Origin of the sequence: Pseudomonas multiresinivorans (genome assembly GCF_012971725.1) — a bacterium.
Taxonomy (GTDB): domain Bacteria; phylum Pseudomonadota; class Gammaproteobacteria; order Pseudomonadales; family Pseudomonadaceae; genus Pseudomonas; species Pseudomonas multiresinivorans.
Window position 1 is genome coordinate 4,863,883 of record NZ_CP048833.1, and the last position, 22,808, is coordinate 4,886,690.

Below are 22,808 nucleotides of genomic sequence, written 5' to 3' on the forward strand. Positions count from 1 at the left end.
CGCTCCTACACGAAACGTCAGTCCTTCTTGCCCTTCTTCGCGCTTCCGTAAGCCGCCTCCAGCGCATCGTTGATGGTCTTGAGCACCTTCACCCGCGCATAACGCTTGTCGTTGGCCTCGATCAGCGTCCAGGGCGCGATCTCTGTACTGGTGCGATCGACCATGTCCCCGACCGCGTCCACGTACTGGTCCCACTTGTCGCGGTTGCGCCAGTCCTCCTCGGTGATCTTGAAGCGCTTGAAGGGAATCGACTCGCGCTCCTTGAAGCGCTCCAGCTGGGTGTCCTGGTCGATGGACAGCCAGAACTTCACCAGCACGATGCCGTAGTCCGCCAACTGCTCCTCGAAGTCGTTGATTTCCGCGTAGGCACGCAGCCAGTCGGCATCGGTGGCAAAGCCCTCGATCCGCTCCACCAGCACGCGGCCGTACCAGGAGCGGTCGAAGATGGTGAACTGCCGGCGCGCCGGGATGTGCCGCCAGAAGCGCCACAGGTAGGGTTGCGCACGCTCCTCTTCGGTGGGCGCGGCAATCGGCACGATGCGGTACTGGCGCGGGTCCAGCGCGTCGGTGACACGGCGAATAGCGCCGCCCTTGCCGGCCGCGTCGTTGCCCTCGAACACGGCAATCAGCGAGTGGCTGCGGAAACGCTTGTCGCGCATCAGCGTGGCCAGGCGCGCCTGCTCCTTGGCCAGTTGTTCCTTGTACTGGTCCTTGTCCAGCTTCAGGCTCAGGTCGAGCGCGTCCAGCAGGCCCTTGTTGTCGAGGCTGGAGACCAACGGCGCGGCATGCGGTTGCGGCGTCGGCCGGTCCTTGCGCTTGAGTGCGGCCTGCAAGCTTTCGAGGATGGTGCGGCCCACCGTCAGACTGCGGTAGCGCTCGTCGGAACCTTCCACCACGTACCAGGGCGCGTAGTCGCGGCTGGTGCGGCGCAACACGCGCTCGCCGTAGCGCACGAACTTGTCGTAGACCTCGCTCTGCTTCCAGTCCACGTCGCTGAGCTGCCAACTGCGCGTCGGGTCGTTCTCCAGCGCCTTGAGGCGCTCCTTGAGCTGCTTCTTGGAGAGGTGGAACCAGAACTTGAAGATCAGCGCCCCCTCGTCGGAGTACATGCGCTCGAAGCGCTCGGCGTCGTTGATCAGGCCGTCGAGCTGGCTGTCCTTGATCTCGCCGGTGACCCGCGCGTAAAGCATCTGGCTGTACCAGTTGCCGAAGAAGATGCCGGTCGTGCCCTTGGGCGGCAGGCGGCGCCAGAAGCGCCACTGTGGTGGACGGGAAAGCTCCTCGTCGGTGGGCAGGAGGAAGCTTTCCACGCGGATCAGACGCGGGTCCATCCACTCGTTGAGCAGCTTCACCGTCTCGCCCTTGCCGGCCCCCTCGATACCGTTGATCAGGACGATCACCGGAAAACGCGCCTGCTGCTTGAGCTCGTACTGTGCCTCGAGCAAGGCCTCGCGCAGCACAGCGACTTCCTTCTCGTAGGTTTCCTTGTCGATGGAATGACCGATCTCGGCGGATTCGAACATGCAGCTCTCCTTGTTTCGAAGTGAATAGAAGGTAGCGGAAGTGACGCAGCCTGTCCTCGCAATGGATCGGCTAAACTGCCGCCTTCGCTTCCCTGCCCTGCATCCCTTCATGCCAGACATCAGCAGCGCCCAGATCGACTGGGACGAGAACGGCCAGCCGACTTCCCGCGTCTACGGCGATGTGTATTTCTCCCCCGTCTCCGGTATCGCCGAGACGCACCACGTGTTCATCAACGGCAACCGCCTGCCCGAACGCTTCGCCGCACTGCCTGCTGGCGGGCGTCTGTGCATCGGCGAAACCGGCTTCGGCACCGGGCTGAACTTCCTCTGCGCCTGGCAGCTGTTCGAAGAACAGGCGCCGAGCGATGCGCGGCTGCACTTCATCAGCACCGAGAAGTACCCGGTGGCGCCAGATGACCTGCGCCGCGCCTTCACCCTCTGGCCGGAGCTGGCGCATCTGTCGGGGCAAGTGCTGGAGCAGTACGTGGCGATCAACCCCGGCTTCCAGCGCTTGGTCTTCGCCGGGGGGCGCGTGGTGCTGACCCTGCTGGTGGGCGACGTGCTGGAAACCCTGCCCGAGCTGGACGCGCACATCGATGCCTGGTTCCTCGATGGTTTCTCCCCGGCGAAGAACCCGCAGATGTGGAACGACGCGCTTTACGCGCAGCTGGCCCGTCTTTCGGCGCCGGGCACGACCCTCGCCACCTTCACCAGCGCCGGTTTCGTACGCCGCGGGCTGGGCGCGGCCGGCTTCAAGATTCGCCGGACCCTGGGCTTCGGCAAGAAATGGGAGATGTCCCAGGGCGAATTCATCGGCCTAGAACAGCCCACCGGCAAGCCCTGGTACGCCCGACCAGCTCGCTCGAAAGGAGCGCGCGAAGCCCTGGTGATAGGCGGCGGCATGGCCGGTTGCGCCAGTGCCGCGAGTCTCGCCGCACGCGGCTGGCAGGTGACCCTGATCGAGCGTCATACCGGCCTTGCCGAGGAAGCCTCGGGCAATCCCCAGGGCGTGCTCTACCTCAAGCTATCCGCCCACGGCACGGCGCTGTCGCGGCTGATCGTCAGCGGCTTTGGCCACACGCGGCGGCTGATCCAGCGTCTGCAGAAGGGCGAGGAATGGTCCGACTGCGGCGTACTGCAACTGGGCTTCGATGAAGCCGAGGCCGGCCGCCAGACGAAGCTCGCCGAAGCCTTCCCCGACTCGCTGCTGCGCCTGCTGGACAAGGCAGAGGCGGAAAAGCTCGCCGGCGTCGGCCTGCCCGCCGGCGGGCTGTTCTATCCCGAAGGTGGCTGGGTACATCCGCCGGCCCTGTGCCGGCACCTGGCGCAGCATCCGAACATCCGCGTGCTGGCCGGCGAGGAAGTCCGCCTGCAACGCGAAGCCGATGGCTGGAGCGCCTGGAGCGGCGACGCAAAACTTGCCAGCGCGCCCGTCGCCATCCTTGCCACCGCCGCCGAGGTGCGCCGCTTCGAAGGCGCATCGAGCCTGCCGATGAAGCGCATTCGCGGGCAGATCACGCGCATCCCCGCGACCGTCGACAGCTCCGCGCTGAGCACCGTGGTCTGCGCCGAAGGCTACGTCGCCCCGCCGCGTCACGGCGAGCACACCCTGGGCGCCAGTTTCGAATTCAAGCGAGACGACACTGAGCCATCATTGGAAGAACACCTGGGTAATCTCGACCTGCTGGCAGAGATATCCACAGACCTGAGCGAACGCATGCACATCGCCCAACTGGACCCGGCAACTCTGCAGGGCCGCGCCGCCTTCCGCTGCACCACGCCGGACTATCTGCCACTGGTGGGCCCGCTGGCCGACCGCGAAGCCTTCGCCAGCACCTACGCTGTACTGGGCAAGGATGCGCGCCAGGTGCCGGAAACTCCGTGCCCCTGGCTCGACGGCCTGTACCTGAACAGCGCCCACGGCTCCCGCGGGCTGGTCACCGCGCCGCTGGCTGGCGAGTTGCTCGCCGCCTGGATCGACGACGAAACGCTACCCTTGCCTCGCGCCGTGGCCGAGGCCTGCCACCCGAACCGTTTCTTCCTGCGCGACATCGTGCGCGGCCAGAAGAACGCCTGATCATCTCGCGGTCCAGCGACAGGACCGCGACCAGCTTCCAGAGCGGACCACCGACATGGATGCACTGCTGCTTGAATCCTCCGCCATCGGCCTGATCCTCGGGCTGCTGCTGGGCCTGACCGGCGCCGGCGGCTCACTGGTGGCGCTGCCGCTGCTGCTCAGCCTGCACCTGCCGTTGCACGATGCCATTGGCGTCAGCCTGGGCGCGGTGGCGCTTTCGGCCGCCATCGGCGCGGTGCCGCGCGCGCGGCAGGGCCAGGTGGCGTGGAAGCCGCTGTTCTGGCTGGTGATCACCGGCTGGCCGGGCAACGCCATCGGCCAGTGGCTGGGCAAGTTCGTGCCCGATGGCTGGCTGATCATCGGCTTCTGCGTGCTGGTGCTGTGGTCGGCCTGGCGCATGTGGCAGGGCTCCGGCCAGCCGCGTGTGTCCGACCAGCCGACGCGCAACGGGCCGCTGCTGGGCGTGGGATTGGCGGTGGGCATGCTGTCCGGTCTGATGGGCGTGGGCGGCGGCTTCCTGATCGTACCGGGGCTGCTGTGGTTCACGCCGCTGTCGATGATGGCGGCAACCGCGACGTCCATGGCGGTGATCGCGCTGGTGTCCGGCGGCGGGTTCCTGCTCTACCTGACCCACGCACAGCCACCGCTGCCCTTGCTGGCGTGCCTGGCGGCGGGCGGTGCACTGGGCGTGCTGTTCGGCAATCGCCTGGCGGTGCGCCTGGGCGGCGCGACATTGCAGCGCCTGTTCGCGCTGATGCTGGTGGCGGTCAGTCTGTCCCTGGCGGCACAGAAACTGATGAGCTGACGCTCAGAACTCTTCTTCCTCTTCTTCCTCGACGCCGCTACCCGGCGTCTCGAACAATTCGGCCGCGCGCAACAGCCCGGCGAGAATCGCGTGCTGCTCCCATTCGGGCAAACCGGCGAAGCGTTCCAGGGCGTGCTCGGGCAGTAGCGCCGGGCTGTGTTTCAGCGCTTTGCGGCCATCGGCTTCAAGGCTCATCCACTGCTTGCGGCGATCATCATCGTCGCGCCGCCGCGTCAGCAGCCCCTTGCTTTCCAACCGGGCCAGCGCACCGGAAAGCGATGACTGGGACAGCGCCACGTGCCGCGCCAACTGACCAGCGGTTATCTCCCCCTCCAACTCCACCACCTGCAGGATCAGCAGCTGCAGCGGCGTCAATTCGCCATCGCGGCCCAGGCTCTTGGAGTGCACTTCCGCCGCCTGCTGCAGGCGCCTCAGGGCCTGCAGCATGGAGAGTGCGTGGGCGTTGCTCATCGAAGCCTTGCTGTCGGTCATCTCAGTCCACCTGCTGCTCCGTCATTTTTCCTCAATGAAATCAAATAGAACTCTCGCCAGATCGACGGGTCATCCCCTATGGGCCGCGTAAGAAGGCATCGGACATCGACGCTGTCGCGCCCCACAGGCGTCCATGAGACGCCACCCACTTCATCCCCAACGGAGTACCGGTAAGGACATGTGCGGAATAGCAGGAGTACTAAACATGCGCCTCAATGGGGATTCTAGGGCCATCAAAAGCCCCTAAAACCCCCTTCAGGTCATGGAAGTGGTACAAAAAGTGGTACGAGCAAAACTCCGCCTCGCCCGTTCTGGGAGGTCAATCTTTAAAGCAGCGTCTCCTGCCCAAGCCGATAGCTGAAGGAAGGACTTCCGGTGTTGCTGACGGTGCGCAGGCGCACATAGTAGCCCGGCGGAACGGTGCCCATGACGCACCCTGACTGCGGCTGCACACCTTGAATGGCCACCGCAAGGGTATAAGTCTGACCTAGGCCCGCCACCGCGATCTGCTGAACATTGGCCGTGAAACCGATATCGCTGGCGATCTCCAGGAACACATCACCATTCTGGCCGCCAGCAATGCTCGCCGTTACCGTCAGCTGCACGCTATAGCTGACCAATGCCCAGCGGGTAGCGCTGACCTGGAACGCGGTATTGAGCGAGCGACTAACGCCGCTCTGACTCATTGACGTACCGCTGACCACCCTGCCCTTACTGTCGACTGTAACCGTGTGATAGGTGCCAGCAGAGACGACGTTCGGCAGGTTCAGCGGATCAGCTGTCTCAACCGGCCCGATCATGGAATGTACTCCTGCACGCAGATTCGACCGGTTGTCCAAGTCGAGCCTGACGGCTCCCAGCAGTAGACCCAGAGGCCGGCAATCCCTGAACTAGTCTTGGCCGGCCCTTGCAGCCTGCACAGTTCATAGCCATGCACGCTGTCAGTTGGGGAGCCTACCGGAGCGGACGCGCCTTCCCAGAAGTAGGCCGATCCACCACGCTTATTCTGCAGGAGCAGCCGAGTTCCTACCGGGAAGCCTGATGCTGCATACACGTCAACCCACGTATTCACCGCTGGGGTAATGTCGTTGATCATTGCTTGTCTCCATGGGCTGACGCATCAAGGGAATTACTCCTTCCCCTTAATCGGCGGAGATCCCGCCAAGAGTTCAGTTTTGCGGGTGCTGTCTCGCGTCGTGCCAAGCCAGAACGCCAAAGCGCTGGTGAACCCGCCGCTGAGCTGACCGATCATGTAAACGACGATATCCCGGTTGGTCGCCGGCACGTCGAACCTGAGCAGCAGGATCAGGGTTGCAGTGAACGCCCCAACGACGAAGCACGTCAGCAGAGCCGGAACCATCGAGTGATTGGCCATCTGCATCCTGCGCGCACTTTCACGGTCGCCCGCGGCGATTGCCTCAAGGTCAGAGGTCTGCTTGAACCCGAGCGCCTGCATCTGCGAAGCAAATGCCTGATCGGCCTGCTTCAGGGCCAGCATCTGCTCAGGCGTGGCGCCGGCTATGGCCTGGCGAACTGCATCAGTGGTCTTGTCGGATAGGCCCAATGCGGACGCTGCGGCATCGACTGCCATGCCACCAAGTGGGCCACCGAGCGCTGTGCCGATCCAGGGGGAAACGGTTTTTACTACGGTTTTCCAGTCCATCATTCCCCCTTGAACATTGCTTGTTCGGCGGCGCGTCGTTTCACCAGCCCTGGCAAGACCTTCCCGCCAGCCTTATTCCACCGCGGGAATTGCTCGGCCGCTCCGGCATAGTCCTTGGCATTCAGCAGCTTCAGCAGCGTCGAAGACTCAAGGTTTGCGGCGCCCAGGTTGTAGGTGAAGCTGGTCAGCGCATCCCACTGCCCTTGGGTAAGCGGGACCTTCACGAGCCTTGCGATCTCTGGCTCAAAGCGGCCAATATCCTCAGTCAACAGGCGTTCTGCCTCGGCTTTGGAGATCGTCATCCCGCGCTTCACGCCTCGGGTTGTTCCATAGCCAATCGTCCAGACACCCACGGAATCCTGATACGCGTCCAGCCGCAGTCCTTCGAAGGCTTTGATGAGGCTGACGCCTCGCTCCGATGTCCTCATTTTTCACCCTTACCGTTGGTACACTAAGCCCGACAAGGAGGGCCTATGCTCGTTAGAAAACTGGTCGTTGCTGCGTGCTTCACTCTCGCCATTTCCACCGCACAGGCGACAGACGTCCTCATCGAGGCCTATGGCGACTCGACAACCGAGGGATGGCAGGTAATCAATGGGGCTAGCGTCATTTCGCCGAACAGCGAAACGAAAGTTCTAGAGCGAATGCTTCAGCAGAAATACGGGACTGGCGTCCGCATCTCCAACCAGGGAGTTGGGGGAACCCAGGCGTCTCAGCTTCTCTATGGATCGGACGGGAAACATCCAATCTGGGAAGACCAGATGCGTGACTCAGTTGCGAAGATCATCACGTTGAACATGAGCCTCAACGACGCGTATTTCCAATCGGTCCCTACCGCTGGAATCTTGGCTGAGTCACCGCAGGCTTACGCCGAAATCCTCAAGCAATTGATCTTCACGGCACGGAAGTACGGAAAGGAAGTCGTTCTATACGAGCCAAATCCAGTGTGCAAAGAGCCACGTCAGAGCAAGCTGCAATACTACGTGGCGCACATGAACATCGTTGCCGCAGCGACCTCAACACCAATCGTTGCGCACTACTACGGGCTCCAGAACATCACGGGATGGCAGAACATGCTTTCCGATTGCGTCCATCCGCTGGACTCCATGTATCAGCTCAAGGCTGAGCGCGAATTCCCTGCTATCACGGCGATCATCGACCGAATCGCGCCATAGTCAGATTGTATAGCCGCTAATCCCGACTACCAAAGTTAGCGTCCCGGCTGACACTGAGGCACGGTAATAGAGGGTTTGCGCCGTGTTAACAGTGATATACGGGAAACTCACCACGGAGACTGCACCGCCCGTTGGGCTGGTCGTGCCGGCAGCGACACGGCCAAGCTCAACAGCGGAACCAGCGAGAACAACCGTCGCTCCTGCTCCTGCTGCAGACGAACCAATCGTGAAGTCTCCACGGCAGGTGACAGCGTTGCGCGGCATGCCAGCCGATGCAGAAAACGAAGTCAAAGATGCTTGCACGGTTGACGTATTCAACACAGTGGTCGTAGTAATGCCAATTTCCCGATCCAGTTGAACCCCGGTGACAAACTGGCCACTCCCATTGGTCGGCCATACGCTGATCAGCGCAGATGCTGTATAGCCGGCAGGCATGTTGGCTCCGCCATAGATCAGCGGGAGGACGGAGGCTGTCGCGTTAACCCCAAGCAGCGCACTGGTAGTGGTGGTTGGGTTGTAGATCAGATAAATACCGACAAAGCCAGACAATGGCGCCGAACCTGTGTCCATACCACCGAGACCAATTGTCGAAATATTGATCGTCTTGCTCTGATTTGCCAGGCAATACCGAACCCCGCCCAGTGATGCTTCGACGATAACTTCATCTGCTGTCATTGAAGTCGAAGCACTCGCCGATCCAATGGCGATTCGAAGGTTCCTAGAAGAACCGACAATGCCAGAAGTCTGCGAGAACGTCGGCCGCCCGTCCCTCAGTTGCGCAATAAACGCCGCTTGGGTGCGAAGATAGTCGTCGATCAGCCCAGGAGATTCGGACCCTGCCGGACTATTCGAGCCAGGCGTGATGGAAAGATCGGTGATTGATCCGGGTACGGGCATAGTGCTTGTCCCATAAAAAAGGCCGCACTAGGCGGCCTGGAGGCTAGATGGAACTGAAAGGCGCGCTCCTGAAGGCGATTCAGGTAACTGGGCCGTTCGTTGGTTTATGGCTGATCGTTTCGTTCGAACATTTCTTAATCAGGATCGCAAAGCGATACCTGCCGCGCGGCAGTAAGATCAGGAAGTTCGTTCTATGGTCTAGAGCTGATGAGCCAGATGACGTTATTCCGAAACGCCGAGCAGGCCAGGGGTAGTAAGCAGAGGGAGCCTGCTAGCGGCTTTCTGAACTGGCATAGGCGTCAGCAGGCCGCTCCCGGAGTTCAAAGCTGCACCAACATCTGACATTTGCTTGAATTTACCTAGGCCGGTAATAGCAATGTTGATTGCTTTAGGAACTCCAGGCAGCGGGATTTGTTGCAGCATGCGCATCATATTCGCTGCCGTTGCAGAGCCTGCCGGCTTGATCGGTGCATTATTGATATTCCCTGCTGCGCGCAAAATCCTTTGGTAGTCATTCCAGCCATTCTTGCCGAATAAAACCTCACCTTTTTCTTGGCCTATCCTATCAAGCGCGGTACGCAATCCTCGTGTCGTGAAGGTGCCTCCGGTTTCGCCTTGCAGGGTAGATGAATCGCGAATGTAGGCTTTTGCTGCATCACGTAATGAGCTGAGCATAGGAACTCCCCGCTCAGCCTCCACTTTCGCCAGGCTATTAAGGTCATCTACGCGCATGGAACTGATTAGGTCAGGAAGTCTTTCTGGCGTATAGCGACCCTTCAAGACCTTTTCTACCAAAGGATTTGATTCCTGAAAGCGGAATCTATCAGCAGCCGCGGCGCGAGCAGCGCGGAAAGCTTCTGCGATCCCCGTATATCCAGAATCTTGACCACCAGCTGGAACAAGCTCACCGTTGAATGGAATGAGATCGGTGGACTTTGGACCAGAAAGCCCATTGCTAGGGCCAGAAATCCTATCGCTACCGAAGCCTGGCTGCGTAAACACCCTATCACCTTGTGGCTGAACACCAGGAGTTGGGCGCATTGTAGCCGCAGCCGCCTCGCCATTATCGATAACATCAATTAAGTGATTTTTGACTATACCTAAGGCCTTTGCCTCTGCAGGGTCAGTAGTCGAATAGATACGTCCGTTGATTGCCTGCAGACGTTGCAGGGCAGTACCCATATCGAAAGGTTCTTTTCCTCCGGTAACGCGCTTAAACCAAAGAAGCGTGTCCTTTGGCAGCTTTGCGCCGAGCATTTGCTGATCAAGATCGATAGATGCACGGTTTACAAACTGGTACGGGTCTAACGGAATGTCTCTACCAGCGGTAGCTCTTGCTTGGTTATAGAGCGTATCGGCTTTGCTTTTAAGTGCAGAATCATAGCCCGTGATGGTCTCTTCTAGTTTTTTACCCATCTGATAATCAGTAGCTGACCCTGCATCCTTCGTAACGCCTTGAACCAGTTTCTGGTTGGCATCTTTGAAGCGCGCGGCGATCTGGTCATCAACTGTGTTGAGATTATTCTCCAGCCACCAGTCCTTAGCATCACGGGTAACCCAGCCACGTGTTGGCGTGATGTTAAGAGAGTTGAAATCAGCAAGCCTTGCCAATTGCTGCTCATCTAGAACATCGAGATCCTCCATTGAGCGCTTGCCGATTTTTGTGATCTGCTTCTGTGCCTCTCTCGGCAATGCATTGAAGTCGATGCCGCTAGATGCGAGGCGAGCCGTAATTTCAGCCTGCACATCTCCAGTGGGCGTCAGTGCCGACTTAATTGATCCGGCAATCTTCCCTAGCCCTCTACCCAATGCGAGGCCGGCACTCCCGCCAATTGCGCCAACTCCTGCATTTTGAATACGATCACCAATATCTCCAGGCTGAGACATTCCGCCCCACGCACCGCCAACTGCAGCGGCCTGCTTATAGCTCGATGGGGCTACAACAGCATTACCTGCCGCCTCAATGCCACGGCCTGCAGCCTGCCCGAGGCTTCCAACACTGCGGGCCGCCCCGAGCACCTTGCCAGCGCCTTGCAATGCCTTCCCGCCGACATACATCAAGCCAGCTTGACCACCAATGTTCCCAATGAGACCGGCAGGATCGCTCATAAGCTGCTTGTCTGCCTCTGGCAGAGGCTCGGTAACGATGTGTTTGCCGATGGCACCTTCCGGAGAAAAACCTACGCCGAGCAGAAGGTCATTGGTGGCCTTCCCCGCGCCAATCAGGCCGCGCTGTAGCCAGTTCTCGTCTTCCAGGTAGTTAGGCGCAGCCTCGGGGGTAGACGTAGGAGCAACCATTTTTGGAGCGGCTGATTGTTCCTGCTCAAGGCGATGGCGGAATTCAAACTCTTCCTGCTCAGTCATTGGCTCATCCCCTGCTGACGTTTCCAGGCCTGATAGCGAGCTTCTTTCTCAGGATCAGAATAAGCTCCAGACGGCAACGGCTGCTGTTGCGGCTGTACTTGAGTTTGTTGTTGGCTCTGCCCGCTATATTTGTCGACCAGGATCTGCATTGCATCTAATGCAGCCATGCGCTCCTCTACCGGGATTGTTGGATCGCTAACCTTGCCAGCCATCGCTTTGTAGTTCTCAACGTCTCGGTCAGACTGCGGGCCTTCCATGCGAGGCATGAACATCAACATGTTCCCACCTATGACCCCGAGCTTTGCTGCTGCCTGCGCCTCCGGACTGCTTTTACCAAAAAAGCGCTTTCCGGTATCACGAATTGCACCCAAACCGCTAGAAGTAGCATATGGAAGGATCTTTCTTGCCTCTTGGATCATGCCTCCAAGCTTCTGCATGTTTTGCTGATTCTTGGCGGTCGCCTCAGCCAGAGGGCCGGACATAACTTGGGCGCCAAGCTCACTGACAGCCGGCGTGGCAGAGCCAGTCCCCTTGTCGATTAGATAGTTCCTTCCGTCTGCCCCAACAATAATCTGAGTCCGCTGGGCCTGCCGATTGATGTTGTTGGCATCCTGCATGATCGAGTTCTGCTGACGCTGATTCTCAATCCCAGCCCAGCCACGAGCGTTAGCAGCCAATTCACCGGGCGACATACTCACGGCATAGCCCTGCCCAGCAGCAGGAAGCACGAACTGCTTGGATCCGCCCAAGTCGACCATCTCTGGCTTCACATAGCTGTCTATGCCATCGCCAACACGATTGCCGAACTCATCAAGCTGAATGGTCTGTTTGGTGCCGTTAATGCCAGGGATTTCCAAGGTGCGCGCAACCTTGGCCTTCGAGGCATTAGGGAGCTGCGAAAGGGTCAGCATGTCTTGGGCATCAAGGCCAAGGGCAGCACCACGCTTGAAGTCAAACGAGGTATTCCCCGCATCGTCCGTGGCATACAGACTGGGCAATTGCTCCATCTGCCGCTGTTTCATCTGGAGCGCCTGATTTTTCAGTGCGTTTGCACCCGCAGCGTTGTAGCCCGCCACACCAGCAAGACCCGCGGCGCCCAAGCTATTGAGGGGAGCCCCGCGCCGCGCACCTGCAAGGCCACCAAATGCCGCAGAGAGCAGACCCATTCCCATCGGAGATTGGGCGAAGTCGAGCAGACCACCAGAATTGTCGGCCATCAGTAACCTCCCATCATCCGGCGCTGCTGCATGGCTTGCTGACGACGCTGGATAAGATTGTTCGGCTGACCTTGCGCGATCTGAGCCAGGGCCTCAGGGCCGCCAGTCACTTGCGGCTGGGGCTGTGCTGCAAGAGGCTCTTGCGATTGCGGAGAGAGCAAGCCGGCTGCCTGTTGGCCAATGCTTGCGGCCTGTGCATAGGGCTGAACGGCCGTATTGAAGGCCTGGAGCTTGCCGCCGAGAGAACTCAGCAAACCGCCGCCTGCAGCTTGCTCGCCACCAAAGCCCATGGAGGCAGCGCTAGGAAGCGCTCCGGGAGAAGCTCCCATACCTGCGGCGACATTGGTGGCCCCCTGCTGTGCAGCGGCTCCAAGACCACCGCTAGCAGCCTCAGTAGCGCCACCGCCGAGCAGTCCACCCATGGCACCGCCTGCAGCGCCCATTCCTGCACCCAGGGCAGCACCTTTCAGTGGGTTCTTATTGGTAGCGGCACCAACCGTGGCGCCAATCGCCATAGGGATAAGGATCGGCCACATTATTTGCCACCCCCCGAGGATTTAGTGGTGGTCTGCTGACCAAGACCAGAACCAAAGACGCCAGCCATCGCGGCGAGCTTCTTGTATGGGTCGTTCTGCGCATCCAGGTAGTTCTGATATCCGGCATCCAAGCGCTGTTGAGAGTTTTCCTGGTACTGCTGGCCGATATTGTTCAGCTGCGCAGCATCGGTGTAAGCCTGGTTCCCGTAGGTCGGCGCCAGGCCCAGGTACTGGGACCGCAGGCTGTCATTGCGGGAAGCCCAGTCATTGCCCATGTTCGCATTGAACTGCTGTGTCTGCAGATCGCGGTTCAGCTGGTTCTCGGCGAGACTCTGCTGCGCGGTGTAGTCCTGCATGCGCATACCGGACGAGGTATTGGCAAGATTCTTGGTCAGGTCATTGAGCGCATTAGTCGTGGCAGCCTGGGCGCCGGTATTACCGAACGAGCCAGAGTTGACCATCTGCGTGGTCAGGCCTGGAGCTACAGCATCGTTGTAGTTCCTGGTGATGTCGCCGAGGGCTGCATCGATGTTCTGCTGCAGATAGGGATTGCTGCCGGCGTACTTGTTCTGGCCACCGTTGTTGATGTTCCCGTTCGGGTTAACCGTTGCCGCGTTCCCGCTATACAGGGCATCCCGGATGGTCTGGCTACCCAGGTTCATGGTCGGATCGCCATTGAAAGCCCTGCCGCCAACGGCCTGAGCAGCCTGATTCTGCCACCAGTTCATATCGGCAACTTGCTGGCCGCCGTAGCCCTGATATGGGGTGTTCGACAAGTCCATAGCCTTGTTGGCATATGCACTCGCGAGCGGCTTCAGTTCCTTTGGAATCTCAGTCGTGGTGGTGCTTTTGCCGCCACCACCCCCACCGCCGCCATAGATCAGGCGACCAGCTTCCACACGGGTGCAGCTATCACCGAATGGCTCGCCCATGGCATATAGATCGCGCCGACTGATCATACTTTGACCTCCAGAATCTGGTAGACCGGCTCGAAGCCGCATTTCATTTGATAGAGGCGAGCCTGGGCAGGCTTCGCGGCGCAGCGGATTGCAGAGCAGCCAATCGAGCGTGACATGGCGCGCAGAGGCTCAAGGCAGCGATGGAAGTAGCCTCCTGGCGCAACGAGGTCGGTCACCATCATCACGCGCATGTTTGGGAGCTGGTCGATACGCACGACGGCCCATCCAACCTTCTGCCCTTCATCGTCCAGGCGTAGAAGAGTCCGCTCGCCGCGGGAAAGAATCAGCTTCAGTTGATCGCCCGTAATCTCGCCGCCAGAGGTATCGCATGCCTCTTTCAGCACATGAGCGCCGTCCTGCCAGGCAAAGTCTATTTGCGCAGCATCGATAGGGATCAGGTTCATCAATTACCCGTCAGGAAGCGTTTCTGGACGAAGGTTCCGGGAGAGCCAGAGGCCACGCAGACCCAACCCTCAATGACGTATTTAGAGCCAGCCGTTCCAAGCTCAGTCGGCGCACTGTTCGCCACGAAATCACCTTGAAAATACACGCCAGCAGTCGGTGCTGATGGAACAGCGCTGTATTGAGCAGAAATACGTCCCTCAGCAAGGCGATTCACCATATCGGCATGCTCCCGCAACTCACGCTGAAGCAGCGGATCAGCAACACCAACACGGGGAGTCGTATTCAGGCGCATCAACGTCACCTCATCCCTGCCTTAGCGAGGCTCGCATCCATATGCGTAATCCTCACGGGGCCTGCAAAGGTAAAGGTCGCCTTGTGCCAGCGAGCCGTCTGCCGAACATCGAATTTCCCATCCAGAACCGCGCCGGTATCTGTCGCCATGAAGCCTGTGCCGGAGTTCTGCTGAGCGAATACCTGTGCAGAAGCACTCGACGGAGCCTGTGCATAGCGCAGGCGGATGGAGTTCATGGTGCTGACGGTGTAATCGTCACCCACCTCTCCGCTAGTCATGGAGCTGGCAACGGACGTCCCGGTCATGCTCTGCAGCTGGTGACTCGTATCGAAAATCGCCATTGAGCGGCCGCCCGACAGCCAGAACTGCGAGTCGAATGAATACGACGCCAGCCCATCGATGGTTGCCGAGAAGGCTGGAAGACCGTCAATCGTTACCCCCGGCTGCACATAGTTCAGCGCAGCCTCAATGGAGCGATTCGCGATGCCCCACTTCTTGGCAATGATGTGGTAGACGATTGCCGAATCTGGAGTGCTCGAGCTGTTCGATGGGAAGAAGACCCACACAAGGTTTTTCTGCCTATCAAACGAACAGATGGTGCGATAGCGATACTGTGGACTGCAGCTGTCGAAGAACCACTGCCGCACGGTTCCATCAGCAATAGGAATCGGCCGCGTGCCGTCGAAGATCCAGAAATTGTCATCGCCAACGAAGAAGTGCGCGCCGCCGATATCGCAGATAGCCTCTTTGCCGACACAGCCAGCCTCGCCACCTGGAACCTGCAGCCAGTTCCATACGGTAGGCGCTCCGACATACTGGCCGAGATAGATCGAGCGAGCCTTGTAGGCGATGGCGTACTCACCAAGCCTCATGCCCGCAGTCAGCCTTCCAGACGTTGCTACAAGACGGCCTGCCGTGGCCTGGGTGGCAAGATTTGGCGTCCAGCTGGTGTCATCAAAGGCAGCGCTGCACGCCCATCCATCCGGCTTTTCAGTCCCGTCATTGACGTTCAGCGCCATGACAAAGGCGCCTACGGTGAAGATGACTTCGGCCTTCGGTGCGGTTGCTATATCGGTGAAAGCGCCACCAGTAGAACGCTGAATGTTATTCGTGCGGTTGGTCGCCAGAGTGGCGTCACCGAACTGAGCAAATACCCATCTGGTATCCGTCCCGCTGGAATACACAGCCACGTCAGCTGCGCGCGTGACGGTAGTAGCATCGGTAGGGATATAACTAGTAGCAACGCCACCACTTTCTAGTTGAGCACCCCAGATATAGGCGCCCGATGTTCCATTGCCCAGGTAGCTATTGGTGGTTCCATTATTCAGGTTGATGCACGCCCTGATCTGCGTACCCTGCCCAGCCGTAGCGGTAAGACTAATACGATACCAGCCATTATTAATGGGCTGGATAGATGCGCTTACCCCGGTCCAAGGGGCAGCAGGAGTCAGGGTTACTAGAGTTCCAGCCGAAAGATCGAAAACTGCAAAAATAGCCGCCGAAACCACATCACTCAGTTGAAGTTCAACCCTGGTTCGTTCAGCAGCCTTTACAAATGCGGTAAGGGTTCGCTGCCCAGTGCTAGTAGAAATCATGTTCACTTGGTGCAAGCCAGTGACAACAGTTTCTATGAGCTTTGAACCGGTCAGCGTGTTATCAGGTGCGGTTGTAGCCGCAGCAGTAATGCTCGCATTGACCTTGTTCCATGCAGCATTACTGAACTGAGAACTGAAAGTCAGAAGATTGGTTGCGGCAGCTTCACGCAGGAACCCCAGCGCCTGCAGCGTAAACGGATCATAGTTATTGCGCGGGACGTTGATCCCTGCGGTCTGGAGGATGCCGGCAGAGTCGAAATAGGTGGCAGTGCTTGCGCGACTCCATTGCCCTTGAGCCGTCCATGCGCCGCCAGCCAGCTCATAGATCATATCTGCCGTGCCGGCGAGTATTCGGCGAGTGTCATCCAGCTTCGCAACTACAGCAGCGCCAAGGCATGCACTCGGGAGTGGCGGCGTGCTGGCTGGAATAGACGGCGATGGTGCGCCCTCCATGCCATTGAGATACGGCACTAGGTTGTCACATGCGCTGATCAGGCCCGGCGTCGTAACATCAGCATCAGGCGCGAATCCGGTAACAGGGATCATCGAGCGCGCACCCGCAGCGTGCTGGCTACGGCCCAGTCAGACCCATTGATGGAATCGACAATCTTCTGATACATCGCCTGCCATGTCGGGATTCGGTCATCGTTCTTCAGGAACGGCTCGGCGGCGAGCAGAGACGCATAGAGGTAGGCTGACGGAAAATCGGTGATGAGCCAGTTGACCGGTGCCAGATCGCTCAGAGGCGGCAGTTGTTGCTGGTAGGTCAGGAGCAGCTGGTACGCAGCGTCAGGGATCGGTGCCAGCTCTGCATTGAAGCCAATGATGGTGTAGACGATTGGCTGGCCTGAGGCGGAGCTTGAATAGTCTGCGCTGATCTCGTCAGGAGTGCGGTACGCCAGCGGCTGGCTATACGGGACATTCACCCGGAAGCGGCGAAGCTCATGCATATCCGTCGGCAACGCTACATTCGCCACCCCGGCAGTGGTGTTCAGGATCACCTGGGATTCCATCTGCCTGGCTTTCAGGTCCAGGCTGAGCTGATCCTCGCCCATGCGGATGAAGTCAGTGACGCGCGCAGTCAGATCGTTCCGGTTCAGCCAATCAGCAACGGCGGCCTGAAGTTCCGCGTAGTTGGAAATGCTCATACAGCCCCCGGCCAGACGCGGAACGCCTTCAGGTCAGGATCATTGAGCATGCGCTTGATGTGCTCTTTGTTGGCACACCACTCGTGGAAGGTGATGTCGTGCTTATTGCAGTAGTGCTCAATCATCACATAAGGAATGCGAGCCGCATGCTTCATCTCGGAATCGCCGTAGATTCCGGCGTTGTGCTTAGCCTTGGTGAATTCCGCGATGGGCGTGCAGTCCTGGGTGCGCTCGACGGTCATTTTGCCGTCGTGGAAGTGGAACTTGGTGTCCAGATCCAGCGCATCCATTACATGTTCTCCATCGGCGAAATCTGCACGACGCCAGCGGCCGCAACCTGGATGGCTGCGACGGTATCCAGACCGCTAGCCACAGCCAGAACCACGGCATCACCTGGCTGAACAAGAAGGTCCGTTGCAATGGCGGTCTGTGCGCCCTTGCCAATGCGGACATAGGCCGCGGCAGTGGCAGCGATACGGATATAGCGCGGGAACTCGCCGCTCTGCGCCTTGGGAATGGCTGCGCTGGCAGAGGCAGCGCCAGTGGCGATGGTCGAACCAGTCACGGTCACAGTGATCGCGCTGGCGATGAAAACTTTGCTCATGGCTGGCTCCAAAGAGAGCCGCCCCCGAAGGGGCGGAGGATCAGGCCGGGTTCAGCAGGACGCTGATTGCCCCGACAGCAGAGGTCGGAGTACCGGTGAGGTCGAAGACGATGGAGTCGCCAGCCGCGAGGCGAAGGTCGCTCGGGGTGGTGGACAGGACGAGGGTTTGCTGGGTGTTCACGGTTCCGACGAGGTTGAAGCTGCCGGTGTGAAGCACGGTTCCCGATGCGAGCGCGGTGCCGCTGGCTGCTTTGCGGATTACTGCAGTGCAGGCGCCGCCAGTGCCAGCCACGTCGACGCGGCCACGAATAGCCTTGACGATGCAGGCGCGGTCAGCGGTGAACATGGTGCAGTCCACTGCGCTTGCGGTGTAGTTGAGGGTGATCGGAATGAAGCCGCCGTCGCCGCTATCGACGCCCTCGATACCGAGGGAGCCGTCAGCGACTTGCTTGATCTGGGGCATGTTGCTGTCTCCTAAAAGAAAAAGGGGAGCCGAAGCTCCCCTCTAGATGCCGTTACGATCAGGCGACGTCGTATACAGCGCCGTTGGCCTTCGGAGCGCGCGCTTCCACGGTCCACTCAGCGAGAAGCTCGCGCTTCTCGGAGTCGCCAGTCTTGGCAAGCTCCATGGTCTGGAACGGACGCAGGTAGCAGATGGCCCACTTGGCCGACTCCAGCACGAACACATCGTTCGCATCCTGGAAGCGGCTCGGCACGGCCTTCAGCTCGCCGAAGTCGCTCACATACACATCCACGGAGGCGAACACCTTGGCGTCCTCGGACTTGTCGAAGCGGGTGGCGTTACCGGTGAAGGTGGAGAAGGTCTGCTTGGCCTTCGGCGGGAGCAGGATGGTGTCCGGATCGCCGCCAGCGGTGAAGCACTGTTGCAGAACGTTCTTCATGCGGGATTCAGTGAAGGCGACTGCGGTGCCCTTGGTACGGCCGGTGTTGCCGGTGTACGAAGCCAGGGTGCCGCCGTTGCGGTCCACGTTGTCCACGACCCAGCCAACCAGACCACGTGCTTGACGCGGCGCGGTTGCAGTCACATCCAGCTGGGTTGCCGAGCTTTCCATGTCGCGGCGCAGCTCAAGGGAAGCCAGGGAGAGCTGATAGGCCAGCTCGTCCTTGCGGCCTGCCGGATTCATCGCCTGCTGGGTGCCCGAGACGATCACGGTCTTGGTCGAGATCTGGGTGCGGTTGTTGAGGCGCACAGTCGGGGTGACGGTCTTGGCGGTAGCATCATCGCCTTCAGCCTGGGCGTTGGTGGTGACCGCAGCAGCCAGATCCTGGGTCTGCCATTCATGCAGGGTGTTGGACGCCTTGGATTTGGCGGCCATGGAGATGAACGGCGTGGCGGTCGGGCTGATGCGGTAGATGATGTCGGTCAGGTCCTCACGGTTACCGATAGCGGCAGTGGTGAGGAAGGTATTCGCGGGTGCGGCCATGATGGCGACTCCTGATTAGAGAATTTCTGCGAATGCGCGGGCGCCCGCATCGATGGAGCCGGACTTGCTCAGCTGCTTCATGGCAGCAGTCCGCTTATCGATGTTTTTGGATTCGCTCACGCCGGGCTTGACCACTCGCTGCGGTGCTTCCTGGACCTTCTTGGCTTGCGCTTTGGCATTGGCCATGAGGTCGCGGTAACGCATCGCGTCACGTGCGATGAGCACATGTCGGTGATCGATCACTGCTTGAATTTCGGCGCTGTCAAAGCCCTGCTCTTGCAGGAACTTCGAGATGGCGCCTTGTTCGGCTGAGGCCTTCGCGTCGTCCTTCCAATCCGGGAGCTTGGCGAGAAGTGCTTCCCGCTGCTCGGACAGGTAACTAGCCTGGGCTTGCGCCTGTTCGGCCTGGTATTGCTGTGCGACTAGTTGTTGCTCGGCCATGACTTGCTGATAGCGAGCTTGTCTCTCTTGCAAGAGATGCTGCTGCCGCAATGCCTCAACCGGGTTCTCGTCGATCAGCTTTTGCCAGTCGATTTGGCTCTGGTGTTCCAGAACCGATTCCAACTGCACCTGCATGCGCTGCAGGTTGTTGAAGTAGTGTTCCCTCTCCTGGTTGGCCTGGCTGCGCTCGGAATCAGCCTGCTTGCGCAGCTCTGCGGCTTCCTGGGTCTTGCGGGTGTAGTCGGATTGGCGCTGGTAGCCGTTCTTCAGCTCATCCAGCGTGACTTCAACCTCTTTTCCGTCCACCTTCACGGTGAACTTTGGAGGCTCGTTTTCATCACCATCTTGGCCGTCATTTGCGCCATCAGCGTCGGCATCTTGGTCAAGACTTGCATCGGCGCCATCGGCATCGGCGTCAGATGCATTCGCGTTGGCGTCATGCGCACTGGCATCTTGATCGCCGTTAACATCTGTGCCGTTTTGATCAATAGGCTCTGCGAAAAGTTGGGCGAACGCGTCCGCCCCGCCATCTACGTTGAGTGGCGCGGATTTCATCGACATGGATTGCCCTCGGCTATCTACGGATTAGGACGGAACGTCCGGTGAGCATTGCGTTTATTGCGGCCAGATCCCGCGGGCGCGGTCTGCGAGGGTTTTCTTGTGCTGCAGTTCCTTCTCCGCCAGCTTCCCGCTGTCCAGAGTCGACTGGATCGCTTTGTGCAGCTTCCGCAGCATCTGGAGCGTCAGGAATATCTTTTCGCGGCCCTCCACGTCTCTTGCCGGGGATTCCTGCCACGCCTTCGTCAGTTCCTGCTCTACGTCTGCCCATACTTGGATGAACACCTCGTTCTCAAGGACCTCGCGGGCCCGGTTCGCGTCGTATAGCTGCTTCTCAAGCGTTGCCATTCGGCGCCTCTTTGCTGGCTGCGGAGGTTCTTGCGTTGCTCATGCTGGTATGGGCCTGGATCTGGGCGACCAAGACCTTGGTTTCGTTGTCCTGGATTGTCTTCCAGCGGTCGAATTCGAGCTCCATGGCTTTCCGCTCGGTTTCCTGCTGCTCTTTCAGGGCATCCAGTTCAGCCTGTTGCTGCGCCTTCAGGGCTTGCTGTTGCGCTTCGGCTTGCTGGCGGTTGATATCCACCTCGGCTTGCAGCTGCATGCGTGCCTGCTCAGTCTTCAGCTCGTACTCGCGCTTGACCTGCTCAAGCTGAGCCTCATGTTGAAGCTCCATCTGCTTCAGCTGGCCCTGAGCCTGAATCTTGGCCTGCTCGATCTGCATCTGGCCCTGCGCCTTGATCTGCTCGGGGTCAGGCTTGTTCTGCGGCGGCTGCTTGGAGGGATCGGTGAAGAATTTCTCTGTATTCTTGAACCCGAGCTGCTTCGCCATTTCGGTTGCGGCGTTGAAGATGTTCTCGGGGTTGGCGATACCGATGGCCATGCCCTGAGCTTGAGCCTGACCAAGCATCATCAGGTGCTGAACCTTCTGGTCCTTGTTGCCCATGCCAATGCCGACGTTGATGGTTACGTCGAATTGGTTGCGCCACTCTCGAGGATCGATATCGACCCAGCCGCCAGTGAGCTTCACGACCTGCTTCTTCTCTTGGTACTGGCAAACCAGCTTCAGGATTTGCTTGAACAGCTCGACATAGCCCTCAGCGAAGTTGCGCGCGATGAGGTCAAGGCGCATGTCCGCCCGATTGGTGATGATGTTCACCCCGGTCGCGGTTTCGTTGAGGTTCTTGTTGTCGTTGCCCTGCGAGTACCGAGTCCATCCGGTCTTGTTCTCCAGGTCTTCCTGCATGTACTCCATGAGCTGCATGGATGTGGCAATGTCAGGAGCGCCTTGATCAAGACGACCCACAGCGCCTGGAGTCTTGATGCGCACCACGCCGCCTGGGCGCGAGGTCAGCAGGTCATCCAGATTCACCTGATCCTGAACAGCGAAGTACCGGCCATTGACGGTCAGGTACATGTTGTCCAGCTGGGCGCGAAGGATGCTGGTCTTGATCTTCTGGCTTTCCATCGACAGATCAGCGATGGACAGGCCGAAGAACTGGTGCGGCAGCGGGATCGGCGTAATCGATACGAACGGGATCAGGTCAACCGTCTCGTTGTCGAGAAGCGTATTGCCAGCCATGGTGACCTTGCGAAGCTCGGCAATGCCGTCCTCGTCGTAGTCAACCCGCAGATAGGCCTCTAGAACCCATATGCGCTCCTGACTCTCGTCGGGCGTCGGATCCTGATCCATGTAGGCGTTCTCGTCGTTCCAGCTGAGGCGCTGGATACGCTCGGAGTTCATAGCCTGACCGGAATCCTCAGTTCCAAGCTGGTCCACGTTCTTGTAGCCCATGGACTTCAGCTCGGAACGAGTGCGCTGCACGCGGTGAGCCACGAAGCCTGCCGTCTCGATGTCCTTCGCGTTGCGTGCGATTAGGAACTCTTCAGGCGGCACGTTCTCGATGCAGACGCAGCCATCGGTGCGCACGCGCTTGCATACGACGTCGTAGACCAGCTTTGGAGGCTCAGCCTCGATCTGAGCGATCTGCTGCTGAATCTGTGGAGCAGCCTGTGGATTCTGCTGGAGCTGAAGCATCAACATTGTGATGGCTTCTTGACGCTGTGCAGCATCGTCCTGATCTTCGTAGGTATTCTGCGCGACGATCTCTATTTCATCGTCGTTGGCGAGCTGCACAAGCTCGATATCGCTCAGCCCGCGGTATTCCTCTCGCTTCTCTTCGTTGCGAGTGTCCCACCAGACTTTGAGGATGCCGTTCTTCTGGAGCAGCGCATCCTTCATCCAGGTGTAAGCAATGCGGTGACCGTTGTTCTTCTTGGTGAACAGGTAGTTCACGTATTCGGTCGCCTGCTTGGCCTTCCCTTCATCCTCAGGCTTGGTCGGCTCGAACTCAGCCACGCAGTCAGTGCCGACGAAGGTCACCATCAGCTGCGGCAGCATGGACTCGATGGTATCGCGCACGTCAGTGGAGACGACGCTCGAGCGCCCATCTACCTCAGGTGGCGATAGATCACCCACCGGCAGGCCGTAGTAGTAGTAGTCCGCCTTCTGGCGCGCCATGGACAGCTTCGATGACGAATACCCAAGCGACTGGCGCATCTCTTCTGAGACGATGGCCTTCAGCTCGTCTTCGGTCATTTTTGCCATGCTGGCC

Annotated in this window: 24 protein-coding genes; 3 read left to right on the top strand and 21 right to left on the bottom strand. The window is 59.4% G+C overall.

Annotated features, from left to right (window positions below; translation table 11 throughout):
* Window positions 1–17 precede the first annotated feature (17 nt).
* Window positions 18–1,523, bottom strand: coding sequence for a polyphosphate:AMP phosphotransferase (pap, locus tag G4G71_RS22120; RefSeq protein ID WP_169940225.1), 1,506 nt, complete (start codon window positions 1,521–1,523; stop codon window positions 18–20).
* 109 nt (window positions 1,524–1,632) lie between these two features.
* Between pap and mnmC the strand changes: the two genes are divergently transcribed.
* Both mnmC and G4G71_RS22130 read left to right on the top strand, forming a co-directional pair.
* Window positions 1,633–3,600, top strand: coding sequence for a bifunctional tRNA (5-methylaminomethyl-2-thiouridine)(34)-methyltransferase MnmC2/FAD-dependent 5-carboxymethylaminomethyl-2-thiouridine(34) oxidoreductase MnmC1 (gene mnmC / locus G4G71_RS22125; protein WP_169940227.1), 1,968 nt, complete (start codon window positions 1,633–1,635; stop codon window positions 3,598–3,600).
* 55 nt (window positions 3,601–3,655) lie between these two features.
* Window positions 3,656–4,405, top strand: a complete 750-nt coding sequence (locus G4G71_RS22130) for a sulfite exporter TauE/SafE family protein (RefSeq protein WP_169940229.1) — start codon at window positions 3,656–3,658, stop codon at window positions 4,403–4,405.
* Window positions 4,406–4,408: 3 nt separating this feature from the next.
* Here G4G71_RS22130 and G4G71_RS22135 read toward each other — a convergent pair whose 3' ends face one another.
* The 4 genes from G4G71_RS22135 to G4G71_RS22150 form a co-directional block, all read right to left on the bottom strand.
* Complete coding sequence (locus tag G4G71_RS22135) at window positions 4,409–4,897, bottom strand: MarR family winged helix-turn-helix transcriptional regulator (RefSeq protein ID WP_169940231.1); 489 nt, start codon at window positions 4,895–4,897, stop codon at window positions 4,409–4,411.
* A gap of 326 nt (window positions 4,898–5,223) precedes the next feature.
* Window positions 5,224–5,697, bottom strand: coding sequence for a hypothetical protein (locus tag G4G71_RS22140; protein WP_169940233.1), 474 nt, complete (start codon window positions 5,695–5,697; stop codon window positions 5,224–5,226).
* Between the two features lie 329 nt (window positions 5,698–6,026).
* Entirely contained in the window at window positions 6,027–6,560 is a 534-nt protein-coding gene (locus tag G4G71_RS22145) for a hypothetical protein (protein ID WP_169940235.1), read from the bottom strand.
* Window positions 6,560–6,988, bottom strand: a complete 429-nt coding sequence (locus tag G4G71_RS22150) for a lysozyme (protein WP_169940237.1) — start codon at window positions 6,986–6,988, stop codon at window positions 6,560–6,562. The genes G4G71_RS22145 and G4G71_RS22150 overlap by 1 nt, the downstream gene beginning before the upstream one ends.
* 45 nt (window positions 6,989–7,033) lie before the next feature.
* On the opposite strand from G4G71_RS22150, the gene G4G71_RS22155 reads away from it, so the two are divergent.
* Window positions 7,034–7,735: an SGNH/GDSL hydrolase family protein gene (locus G4G71_RS22155; RefSeq protein ID WP_169940239.1), complete on the top strand. Its 702-nt coding sequence runs from the start codon at window positions 7,034–7,036 to the stop codon at window positions 7,733–7,735.
* Here the strand turns inward: G4G71_RS22155 and G4G71_RS22160 are convergent, their stop codons facing one another.
* From G4G71_RS22160 to G4G71_RS22235, 16 genes are all read right to left on the bottom strand, one after another.
* Complete coding sequence (locus tag G4G71_RS22160; RefSeq protein ID WP_205896246.1) at window positions 7,736–8,632, bottom strand: hypothetical protein; 897 nt, start codon at window positions 8,630–8,632, stop codon at window positions 7,736–7,738.
* A 222-nt stretch (window positions 8,633–8,854) separates the two neighbouring features.
* Window positions 8,855–10,996: a hypothetical protein gene (locus G4G71_RS22165; protein ID WP_169940241.1), complete on the bottom strand. Its 2,142-nt coding sequence runs from the start codon at window positions 10,994–10,996 to the stop codon at window positions 8,855–8,857.
* A complete protein-coding gene (locus tag G4G71_RS22170) occupies window positions 10,993–12,213 on the bottom strand; it encodes a hypothetical protein (protein WP_169940243.1) in 1,221 nt (406 codons plus the stop codon). The genes G4G71_RS22165 and G4G71_RS22170 overlap by 4 nt, the downstream gene beginning before the upstream one ends.
* The gene (locus tag G4G71_RS22175; protein WP_169940245.1) at window positions 12,213–12,749 is read right to left on the bottom strand and encodes a hypothetical protein; all 537 of its coding nucleotides are present in this window, start codon (window positions 12,747–12,749) and stop codon (window positions 12,213–12,215) included. The genes G4G71_RS22170 and G4G71_RS22175 overlap by 1 nt, the downstream gene beginning before the upstream one ends.
* A complete protein-coding gene (locus G4G71_RS22180; protein ID WP_169940247.1) occupies window positions 12,749–13,708 on the bottom strand; it encodes a hypothetical protein in 960 nt (319 codons plus the stop codon). Before G4G71_RS22180 ends, G4G71_RS22175 begins: the two co-directional genes overlap by 1 nt.
* Window positions 13,705–14,112 carry a hypothetical protein gene (locus G4G71_RS22185; protein ID WP_169940249.1) on the bottom strand — a complete coding sequence of 136 codons (408 nt, stop codon included), beginning with the start codon at window positions 14,110–14,112 and terminating at the stop codon, window positions 13,705–13,707. The genes G4G71_RS22180 and G4G71_RS22185 overlap by 4 nt, the downstream gene beginning before the upstream one ends.
* Window positions 14,112–14,405, bottom strand: coding sequence for a hypothetical protein (locus tag G4G71_RS22190; protein ID WP_169940251.1), 294 nt, complete (start codon window positions 14,403–14,405; stop codon window positions 14,112–14,114). The genes G4G71_RS22185 and G4G71_RS22190 overlap by 1 nt, the downstream gene beginning before the upstream one ends.
* A gap of 5 nt (window positions 14,406–14,410) precedes the next feature.
* Window positions 14,411–16,546, bottom strand: coding sequence for a phage head spike fiber domain-containing protein (locus G4G71_RS22195; RefSeq protein WP_169940253.1), 2,136 nt, complete (start codon window positions 16,544–16,546; stop codon window positions 14,411–14,413).
* The gene (locus tag G4G71_RS22200; RefSeq protein ID WP_169940255.1) at window positions 16,543–17,148 is read right to left on the bottom strand and encodes a phage adaptor protein; all 606 of its coding nucleotides are present in this window, start codon (window positions 17,146–17,148) and stop codon (window positions 16,543–16,545) included. The genes G4G71_RS22195 and G4G71_RS22200 overlap by 4 nt, the downstream gene beginning before the upstream one ends.
* Complete coding sequence (locus G4G71_RS22205) at window positions 17,145–17,438, bottom strand: hypothetical protein (RefSeq protein ID WP_169940257.1); 294 nt, start codon at window positions 17,436–17,438, stop codon at window positions 17,145–17,147. The genes G4G71_RS22200 and G4G71_RS22205 overlap by 4 nt, the downstream gene beginning before the upstream one ends.
* Entirely contained in the window at window positions 17,438–17,752 is a 315-nt protein-coding gene (locus G4G71_RS22210) for a hypothetical protein (RefSeq protein WP_169940258.1), read from the bottom strand. The genes G4G71_RS22205 and G4G71_RS22210 overlap by 1 nt, the downstream gene beginning before the upstream one ends.
* A 40-nt stretch (window positions 17,753–17,792) precedes the next feature.
* A complete protein-coding gene (locus G4G71_RS22215; protein ID WP_169940261.1) occupies window positions 17,793–18,215 on the bottom strand; it encodes a hypothetical protein in 423 nt (140 codons plus the stop codon).
* A gap of 58 nt (window positions 18,216–18,273) precedes the next feature.
* Complete coding sequence (locus tag G4G71_RS22220) at window positions 18,274–19,197, bottom strand: DUF5309 domain-containing protein (protein ID WP_169940263.1); 924 nt, start codon at window positions 19,195–19,197, stop codon at window positions 18,274–18,276.
* A 15-nt stretch (window positions 19,198–19,212) separates the two neighbouring features.
* On the bottom strand, window positions 19,213–20,199 hold the full coding sequence (locus tag G4G71_RS22225) for a hypothetical protein (protein ID WP_240964828.1): 987 nt from the start codon (window positions 20,197–20,199) through the stop codon (window positions 19,213–19,215).
* Between the two features lie 54 nt (window positions 20,200–20,253).
* Window positions 20,254–20,544, bottom strand: a complete 291-nt coding sequence (locus tag G4G71_RS22230; RefSeq protein WP_169940264.1) for a hypothetical protein — start codon at window positions 20,542–20,544, stop codon at window positions 20,254–20,256.
* The gene (locus tag G4G71_RS22235; protein WP_169940265.1) at window positions 20,531–22,801 is read right to left on the bottom strand and encodes a portal protein; all 2,271 of its coding nucleotides are present in this window, start codon (window positions 22,799–22,801) and stop codon (window positions 20,531–20,533) included. Before G4G71_RS22235 ends, G4G71_RS22230 begins: the two co-directional genes overlap by 14 nt.
* Window positions 22,802–22,808: the final 7 nt, after the last annotated feature.

What these genes read in the sequence shown, in the direction of transcription:
- pap (WP_169940225.1), bottom strand. Translation starts at nt 1,523, where the DNA reads ATGTTCGAATCCGCCGAGATCGGTCATTCCATCGACAAGGAAACCTAC.
- mnmC (WP_169940227.1), top strand. Translation starts at nt 1,633, where the DNA reads ATGCCAGACATCAGCAGCGCCCAGATCGACTGGGACGAGAACGGCCAG.
- G4G71_RS22130 (WP_169940229.1), top strand. Translation starts at nt 3,656, where the DNA reads ATGGATGCACTGCTGCTTGAATCCTCCGCCATCGGCCTGATCCTCGGG.
- G4G71_RS22135 (WP_169940231.1), bottom strand. Translation starts at nt 4,897, where the DNA reads ATGACCGACAGCAAGGCTTCGATGAGCAACGCCCACGCACTCTCCATG.
- G4G71_RS22140 (WP_169940233.1), bottom strand. Translation starts at nt 5,697, where the DNA reads ATGATCGGGCCGGTTGAGACAGCTGATCCGCTGAACCTGCCGAACGTC.
- G4G71_RS22145 (WP_169940235.1), bottom strand. Translation starts at nt 6,560, where the DNA reads ATGGACTGGAAAACCGTAGTAAAAACCGTTTCCCCCTGGATCGGCACA.
- G4G71_RS22150 (WP_169940237.1), bottom strand. Translation starts at nt 6,988, where the DNA reads ATGAGGACATCGGAGCGAGGCGTCAGCCTCATCAAAGCCTTCGAAGGA.
- G4G71_RS22155 (WP_169940239.1), top strand. Translation starts at nt 7,034, where the DNA reads ATGCTCGTTAGAAAACTGGTCGTTGCTGCGTGCTTCACTCTCGCCATT.
- G4G71_RS22160 (WP_205896246.1), bottom strand. Translation starts at nt 8,632, where the DNA reads ATGCCCGTACCCGGATCAATCACCGATCTTTCCATCACGCCTGGCTCG.
- G4G71_RS22165 (WP_169940241.1), bottom strand. Translation starts at nt 10,996, where the DNA reads ATGACTGAGCAGGAAGAGTTTGAATTCCGCCATCGCCTTGAGCAGGAA.
- G4G71_RS22170 (WP_169940243.1), bottom strand. Translation starts at nt 12,213, where the DNA reads ATGGCCGACAATTCTGGTGGTCTGCTCGACTTCGCCCAATCTCCGATG.
- G4G71_RS22175 (WP_169940245.1), bottom strand. Translation starts at nt 12,749, where the DNA reads ATGTGGCCGATCCTTATCCCTATGGCGATTGGCGCCACGGTTGGTGCC.
- G4G71_RS22180 (WP_169940247.1), bottom strand. Translation starts at nt 13,708, where the DNA reads ATGATCAGTCGGCGCGATCTATATGCCATGGGCGAGCCATTCGGTGAT.
- G4G71_RS22185 (WP_169940249.1), bottom strand. Translation starts at nt 14,112, where the DNA reads ATGAACCTGATCCCTATCGATGCTGCGCAAATAGACTTTGCCTGGCAG.
- G4G71_RS22190 (WP_169940251.1), bottom strand. Translation starts at nt 14,405, where the DNA reads ATGCGCCTGAATACGACTCCCCGTGTTGGTGTTGCTGATCCGCTGCTT.
- G4G71_RS22195 (WP_169940253.1), bottom strand. Translation starts at nt 16,546, where the DNA reads ATGATCCCTGTTACCGGATTCGCGCCTGATGCTGATGTTACGACGCCG.
- G4G71_RS22200 (WP_169940255.1), bottom strand. Translation starts at nt 17,148, where the DNA reads ATGAGCATTTCCAACTACGCGGAACTTCAGGCCGCCGTTGCTGATTGG.
- G4G71_RS22205 (WP_169940257.1), bottom strand. Translation starts at nt 17,438, where the DNA reads ATGGATGCGCTGGATCTGGACACCAAGTTCCACTTCCACGACGGCAAA.
- G4G71_RS22210 (WP_169940258.1), bottom strand. Translation starts at nt 17,752, where the DNA reads ATGAGCAAAGTTTTCATCGCCAGCGCGATCACTGTGACCGTGACTGGT.
- G4G71_RS22215 (WP_169940261.1), bottom strand. Translation starts at nt 18,215, where the DNA reads ATGCCCCAGATCAAGCAAGTCGCTGACGGCTCCCTCGGTATCGAGGGC.
- G4G71_RS22220 (WP_169940263.1), bottom strand. Translation starts at nt 19,197, where the DNA reads ATGGCCGCACCCGCGAATACCTTCCTCACCACTGCCGCTATCGGTAAC.
- G4G71_RS22225 (WP_240964828.1), bottom strand. Translation starts at nt 20,199, where the DNA reads ATGTCGATGAAATCCGCGCCACTCAACGTAGATGGCGGGGCGGACGCG.
- G4G71_RS22230 (WP_169940264.1), bottom strand. Translation starts at nt 20,544, where the DNA reads ATGGCAACGCTTGAGAAGCAGCTATACGACGCGAACCGGGCCCGCGAG.
- G4G71_RS22235 (WP_169940265.1), bottom strand. Translation starts at nt 22,801, where the DNA reads ATGGCAAAAATGACCGAAGACGAGCTGAAGGCCATCGTCTCAGAAGAG.